Genomic DNA, 7,998 nt, shown 5'->3' on the forward strand with positions numbered 1-7,998 from the left:
GTAACTTTTCCAAAGGGGTGCCTCTCAATGTATAAACTTGCGTTTCTGTTTCCAGGTCAAGGATCTCAGTATATCGGGATGGGAAAGGCTTTGTGGGAAGAGTTCAATGCGGCCAAGCTGACCTTCGCTGAAGCAAATGACGCCCTTGGCTATGACATAACGAAGATCTGCTTTGAAGGCGGAGTGCGAGAATTGAATCGCCATGAACATATGCTGCCAGCCATCCTGACGGTCAGTGTTGCTGCCTTTCGCGTGTATTTGGAAGAGATCGGAATCGAGCCAGCATTTCTGGCAGGGCACAGCCTTGGCGAATACTCGGCGTTGACCTGCGCGGGGGCATTGCCGTTTGCTGATGCGATTCGGTTGGTTCGCAAGCGCAGTCTGCTGGCCGCATCGGTGCGGAGCGGCGCGATGTCTGTGCTCAACGGCGTCATGAAAGAGCAGGTCTCCGAGGCATGCCGGCTTTTTTCGACAGAGAAGGAGGCTATCGCACTCGCCTGTGACAATGGCCGTGACCAGTTCGTTATCTCAGGGCACGCGGCGGGCGTGCAGAGAGTAGAGGATTATTTTCTGGAGCAGAGTATGCAAGTCACGCCGTTGTTGACGACTCCGCCCTTCCACAGTCCGCTGATGGCACATGCTGCTACGGAATTGGAGGCGGAATTGAACAAATTGTCGTTTAGGCCGTTACAATACGCAGTGATCGCGAATGTCACCGGTCGCCCATACGAAGGGGCCGAACGTATCGTCCCCTATCTCACGCGTCAGTTGACCGACACGGTGCAGTGGACAAAGACCATCGACTTTTTGCAAGAGCAGGGAGTGGAGTTAGTCGTGGAGATGGGGCCGCAAGCAGTGCTCACCAATCTTGTCACGGCTAATACAACGATAGAAGCCATGTCGTATGGACAGAGGGAAGACCGTCTCCAACTACGCGAACGGCTTGCAGCACCGGCGTTTGACCCGCACGTGCCAACTGTAGTGACTCGTTGCTTGGCGATGGCTGTAGCGACACGCAATCGTAACAAGGATGCAGACGCTTACCGACAAGGCGTCATCGTGACGTACGATCAACTGGAACGGTTGCAAGGCGAGTTGGAAGCTGCCCGCAGGTTTCCCTCAGAGGTTGAGATGCGCCAAGCGCTAGAGTGGCTCTCTCAAATCATGCGTACCAAAGGGGTTCCTGAGGAGGAAGAAAAGCGGCGCATCGAAAAGGTGCTTTCCGATACAGGGATGACTGAACGGTTGTCTGACATCTTCTCAAAGGAGGAGACTGCATGTTGACCTTCCAAGGTCTGTCTCTGAAAGATGTGCCTATCGAGGATCGAGAAATCGTCGAGGAGATCGAAGAGCCGGCAGTCAGCGATGTAGCGGTGATCGGCGTTGCGATCGATTTTCCGCAAGCCAAGACGCTGGAGGCGTTCTGGGATCATCTGCGCACAGGCCGCGACCTGATTGGTGGGATGCCTACCGGGAGACGGCGTGACATCGAAAACTATCTCCTGCATAAGGGAAACGACCCAGCAGAGGTGGAGTTTTCCCCTGCTGCTTATCTGGACGAGATCGACCGCTTTGACCACAGGTTTTTCAAACTCTCCCCCTTGGAGGCCAGCCTGATGGACCCGGTCCAGCGTCTGTTTACGCAATGTGCGTGGCGAGCATTGGAAGATGCAGGATATGTGGGGAAACGCTCGGCAGGATCGGTGACCGGCGTCTATTTGGGGCTAAATCCTAACGCCATTGAAAACTATTTCCAATATATCCGGGATGTGCAGCCGGATGCGTTGAAGACAGCACTGCCCGGCAATTTAACTTCGATGGCTGCGAGCCGTATCTCCTATGCGCTCGATTTGAGCGGGCCCAGCCTGATCGTAAATACGGCTTGCTCCTCCTCCTTGGTTGCATTGCATCTGGCTTGCCAAGCCTTGAAGACGGGGGATTGCGACATGGCGTTGGCCGGCGGCGTGAATATCCGCTTGTTGTCACTCGAACATGAGGACAAGATCGGCAAGTCGCAGGACGGCCGGGCGAGGACTTTTGATGATCAGGCAACTGGCACGGCTGACGGAGAAGGCGCAGCGGCAGTGTTGCTTAAGCCTTTGCGTCAAGCGCTCGCTGACGGTGATCACGTCTATGCCGTGATTAAGGGGAGCGCCGTCAATCAGGATGGGACGACCAACGGTATCACGGTGCCGAACGCACGGGCTCAGGCCAATGTGCTGGAACGTGCGTGGCAGTCAGCGGGCATCCATCCGGAATCGATCCGCTATATCGAGGCCCACGGCACGGGAACAGAGCTGGGGGACCCGATCGAGATCGAAGGAGTGACGATGGCGTTTCGTCGGTATACAGACCAAAGTCAATTTTGTGGAATTGGCTCGATCAAGCCCAACCTCGGCCATCTCGACGCGGCATCCGGAATCGCCGGGTTCATCAAGGCGGTGCTCGCATTGAATCGCCGTGAGCTGCCGCCGTCGATTCACTTTCAGCGACCCAACCGCAAAATCCCTTTTACTCACTCCCCTGTCTATGTGCAGGATGAGTTGGAGCCGTGGGAGACGGACGGAACGCCTCGTCGTTGCGGAGTGAGCTCGTTTGGGCTGTCTGGAACGAATTGTCACGTGGTACTGGAAGAAGCACCGCAACTTGAGCTGACTTATCGTGAAGTCCCGCGCTTGTTTACCGCCTCAGCGAACAGTCGCACGGCGCTGGCCGCCCTGTTGCGCTCGTATGAACGCGATCTCACCATAAAGACGAAGGCGAGCCTTGGAGCAGTCTGCTATACGGTACAAACGGGACGTGGTCACTTTCCCTTTCGGGTAGCAATCGTGACAGACAGTGTGAGCGATCTAAGGTCTAAAATCGCGCGGTTGTTGGAGAATGGATTGGTCCCGTCTCAAAAAGGAGTCTTCTGCCAAGTTCACAGGGTTGTTCCCGACCATAAGAGGGAACACGAAGCAGGGGACGTGACTCAGAAAGATTTGCTAGTACTGCGTGAGCAAGCGAATCAGTTGGTGCAAAGAGATGCGGATTGGAGTGCGCTGACGTCACTGGGGAACCTCTATGCCTGCGGAGCGGAGATTGACTGGGAGGCGTTGTATACCATCGAGGACAAACGGCGGATCCCTTTGCCCCAATATGCGTTCGATCGGACGCGCTGTTGGTTGGAGATTTACCCCGTAGCCGGAAGCAGAATGTTTTCAACGATCCAGTGGGTAGAAGCGGCCCCTCATGCCTATTCGGAAAGGCATTGGGGCAAAACACTTATCGTCACCGGAAGCGGGAGCAACCCATTAGCGCACGAGCTTTTGAACGTATGCACGGAGGCGGGGCTGGCTTACGAAACAGCGGTGGCGCTGGAGCAAGCAGCTGATTTTCCAGACGGCACGTTCGCGCGGGTTCTCGATATGTCAGCATTGGCCTCAGAACCAGGGGAGTTCGATCCGGTGGAGAGCCTGTTCAGATACGTCCGATTGTTCGCCAGCCAGAAATGGGGGGACAAACTGGAACTTGTGCTCGCCGCGCCGACCGTCCATGAAGTAGATGGGAAGGAAACGGATCTGCATCCCATCTATTCAGCCGTGTTCGCTCTGGGCAAAACCATTGCCGTAGAGCACCCGCAACTGCTCGTGCGCGCTCTGGATTTGGACAAATCAATATGCGTGAACGATTTGCTTCGAGAGCTAAATGATACCGAACCGCCCTATCTGGCAGCGTATCGGAACAGTCGGCGCTATGTCCAACAGATCGTCGAAGCGACATCGGAGATCATAGGACATCAGGAAGTGAAAATCCGCCCATTCGGGACGTATTTGATCACCGGCGGCACTGGTGGGATGGGATTGGAGATCGCCAAGCATCTCGCAACGAAACAGCCGGTGCGCTTGGCACTGGTCAGCCGTGATCCCGGCCGGACGGAATCACAGCGGGCAGCGATTCGCGAGATCCAAGCTGCCGGTTCAAACGTGCTACTCTATGCTGCCGACTGCGGGGACGAAACCGCTATGCTCAGGGTGATCGAAGATCTGCGTAGCCGATGGGGTGGGTTGAACGGCATCGTTCATGCGGCTGGGGTACCCAGTGCTGGAATGCTCTATGCCAAAGAGGAGGAAACGTTCAAGCGCGTGCTGCGACCGAAGATTCAAGGCACTCAGGTTTTGGAGAAATTGACGGAGGAAGAGCCGTTGGACTTTTTTGTCCTGTTCTCAGCGATGACTTCACTAACAGGAGGATTCGGACAAGGTGAATATGCGGCTGCAAACGCTTATCTGGACGCGTTTGCCCCGGCCCGCACCAAGCGCGGAGCGCGGACGCTAACGATCAACTGGGCAGTGTGGCGCGAGACCGGTATGGGAGTGGAGCACGGGGTGGTCGATCAAGAGCACATGTTTCATCCGCTTTGGACTCAGGAAGCGCTGGACGCGTTCGATATCGCTTTGAACAGTCGCTTGACCCAAGTTCTGATCGGTGCATTCAATTTCCGTGAGTTAAGAAAGATCAAACCGCTTATGGATCAGCCCCGCTTTCCGATAATTCTCAGTCCCCCATTGCTGGCTCAGGTCGAGCAGTTGGTGGAAACTGCTATAAATGCCAGCGAAACCAGGGAGAAAATTAGCGCGGTTGATGAGGAGCCAGTTGTGTTGACTGGGCGGGACTCGGGTGAATACAACGAGCATGAATGGCAACTGGCAAACATTTGGAAACAGACGCTGGGCGTGCGGGAGGTCGGGCTCTACGACTCGTTTTATGAGCTTGGAGGGGATTCGATCTTCGCCGCGAAGATGGTCAACGCAATTCAGGTATCCTTCGGACTGTCTTTGTCGATGGTCGAGTTCCTTGGACATCTGACCATCGCGGATCTGGCGCGTTTTCTTAAAGAGAAAGCCGCTAGTGGTTGGGGCACCGCGCATCACCGCATCGAGCCCATATTGCAGGCGGATGCTTATCCGCTTTCGTCAGCACAGCACCGCCTGTTTATTCTGAATCAAATGCAGCCGGAGCAGACGGCGTACAACGTGACCGTAGCATTACGGATAAAAGGCACATTGAACCGCGAGCGATTTACGGAGGCATTTCAGACGATCATGGATCGCCATGAGACTCTGCGCACACGATTTTTGGTAGTTGACGGCGTGCCGATGCAACAGGTGCTGACCGGGATCGAGGTGCCAATCAATCATCTGCAAGTGTCGGAGACGGAGGTAAACCAAGTTCTGGAGGAGAGCGTTCGTTCGTTCGATTTGAAAACTGCTCCACTTTGGAGGGTGACGCTGTTGCAGGTTAGCAATGAAACGCATGTGATGTTGCTCGACATGCACCACATCATCGCTGACGGTTTCTCCATAGGCATCTTGACCGAAGAATTTTTCGCGCTTTACGGGGGGCATGAATTGCCTGCCTTGTCCATTCAATATAAGGACTTTGCGAACTGGCAAAATGAGCAGTTGTCAGGCGAAGCCCTCGCATCGCACCAGACGTTTTGGCAGGAGCAGTTCTCACCGGAACCGCCACTGCTCCTTCTCCCTGCGGATTATCCTCGGCCGGCGGTGCAGAGCCTGGACGGCGACACGCACTTGTTTTTTGTAGGGGGAGACGTGCTGGCTTCTCTTAAGGAATGGTCGACACAAACGAACACGTCGATGTTCATGTTGCTGTTGGCTGCTTTCAACGTGCTGTTGGCCAAGTACGCTAATCAAGAGGATATCGTGATCGGTTCGCCGTCAGCCGGACGGACGCATGTGCAGACCGAGCCGTTGATCGGGATGTTTGCCAACACGCTCGTTTATCGCAACCGACCCATGGGTGAACTCCCCTTTGCGGAATTCCTCCAGGAAGTGAAGGAGAATGCTCTTCGCGTATACGAGCATCAGGAATATCCGTTTGAGAAGCTGGTTGCCGATCTGGCTCTCGGCAAGGATTTGAGTCGCAATCCGCTTTTTGACGCGATGTTTGTCATGCACAATGAAAACAAAGTAGCACTGTCCGAATTGCCGTTGTATATCGAGTCGCAACCGATGGGGCATAGAGTGGCAAAAGTGGACCTGACGCTGGAGGCGACGCTGGAGATGGAGCGGTTAGTCCTCGTGATCGAATACGCGACGGCCTTGTTTCATCCCAAGACGATCGAGCGGATGTCGGAAGACTTTGGGCATCTTCTGAAACAGATCGCAGAGGACCCCCTAAGACCGATCCGACAGTTGGAAATGGCAAGTGGTGCGGTGTCCCTGCAAAATGTGTTAACCGAGGAGATCGACTTTAGTTTTTAGGGAGAGTGCAGAATGTCGGATACAATTACATACAATCTCGCAGTGGCCAATGGCAAACTGGACGCTGAATACGAGTATTGGAAACTGCAATTGCAAGGCGATCTTGTACTCAGTGCATTTCCTGCCGACCTTCCACGGGGAGATGCGCCGGAAAAAGCCTCACACGAATGTGTTTTTCCTGTCGCGCCGGATCTCGCAACCCGGCTGTTGCAGATGAGCAGGGGCTCTACCTATTCCCTGTATGTGCTCATCTTGGCTGCTGTGAACGTCCTGCTGGCCAAGTATTCTCGCAGCCAAGAGGTCGTAGTCGGCATGCCCGTGTTTCGGCAAGAGAGTAAGGACGGCCGTCATCTCAATCACTTGCTGTTGTTGCGCACTTCTCTTGAAGAGTGCGGCACGTTTCGGGATCTGGTGTTGAGTACGAAAGATACGGTAACCGAAGCCAACCGCTATCAGAACTTCCCGATCCGGCAAGCACTGCAACTAGCCGGGCTAAGGACGGAGGATGAGCAAGTACTGGTGCGAACACTGGTGTTGCACGATCAAATCCACGACACTAACATTGTTCAGCCAGGTGAGACTCATGCGCAGTTTATCGTGCAAGGGAAAGATGAGGAATTGCAACTGATGGTACGCTTCGATGCCAGCCTGTACACAGCGGATGCCGTAGAGCGGTGGATGGTGCATCTGGAGCGTTTGTTGCGAATTGCGTTGTTCCAGCCTGATAGGCGGTTGGCAGATTTGCAGTTGATTGACGAAGAGGAGACGAATCTGATCCTGAATCAGTTCAACTCGACAGCGGGGGCGTATGACCAGGAGGAAACGGTGCACGGGCTGTTTGAAAAAATGGCCAGGGCCTATCCGGATGCTCCAGCGGCCATTTTTGACACGCAGACGCTTTGCTACGGAGAGCTTAACGAGAAAGCAGGGCAATTAGCCCGTGTCTTGCGTACCAAAGGGGTGGGGCCGGATCAACCGGTCGGCATCATGACGGACCGCTCGCCAGAGATGATCATCGGGATTTTGGCGATCTTGAAGGCGGGAGGGGCTTACCTTCCAATCGATCCCGGATATCCCAAGGAGCGGATCGCCTATCTGTTGCAAGACAGTCAAGCCAGACTCTTGCTAGTCAAGGGCGCTTTAGTGGATCTGCCTTTTGCGGGTGAGACACTGGATTTGGAAGATGAATGCTGGTACCAGGGCGAGAGTATCCTGGGCGTGACATCGGGCCCCCGTCATTTGGCGTATGTGATCTACACTTCCGGCTCAACCGGTCAGCCCAAGGGCGTCATGATCGAGCATCATGCCGTGATCAACCGCCTGCAATGGATGCAAAAACGTTATCCCCTGACAGAGCAGGATGTGATCTTGCAGAAAACCCCGTTCAGTTTTGACGTTTCGGTCTGGGAGCTGTTCTGGTGGGGGATGACGGGGGCTTCGGCAGCATTTTTAGGGCCAGGAGAGGAGAAAAATCCGCAGGCGATCGTCGAGGCCGTAGAGCGTTGGGGCGTGACGGTGATGCACTTTGTGCCGTCAATGTTGCATCTGTTTCTGGAAGCGGTGGAGAGCACTGAGAGCGAAAAGCAGCTTAGCAGTCTTCGCCGCGTGTTCACCAGCGGGGAAGCGCTGCAGGTGCCGCAAGCGCACCGATGCAAGCGGTTGCTTTCACAGACGGAACTGGTCAACCTGTACGGACCAACGGAAGCGACGGTGGACGTGTCGTTTCACGACT

Annotated in this window: 3 protein-coding genes; all 3 read left to right on the forward strand. The window is 54.9% G+C overall.

Annotated elements, in window-relative coordinates; all coding sequences use genetic code 11:
• The first annotated feature begins 27 nt into the window (after positions 1-27).
• Positions 28-1,284 carry an ACP S-malonyltransferase gene (gene fabD, locus FB479_RS04745; RefSeq protein ID WP_106656374.1) on the forward strand — a complete coding sequence of 419 codons (1,257 nt, stop codon included), beginning with the start codon at positions 28-30 and terminating at the stop codon, positions 1,282-1,284.
• Positions 1,278-6,266, forward strand: coding sequence for an SDR family NAD(P)-dependent oxidoreductase (locus FB479_RS04750; RefSeq protein ID WP_142062873.1), 4,989 nt, complete (start codon positions 1,278-1,280; stop codon positions 6,264-6,266). The genes fabD and FB479_RS04750 overlap by 7 nt, the downstream gene beginning before the upstream one ends.
• A 12-nt stretch (positions 6,267-6,278) precedes the next feature.
• On the forward strand, positions 6,279-7,998 hold a 1,720-nt coding region (locus FB479_RS04755; protein WP_142062876.1), incomplete at its 3' end, for a non-ribosomal peptide synthetase.

The sequence above is a fragment of the Brevibacillus sp. AG162 genome (assembly GCF_006715575.1).
Lineage (GTDB): Bacteria > Bacillota > Bacilli > Brevibacillales > Brevibacillaceae > Brevibacillus > Brevibacillus brevis.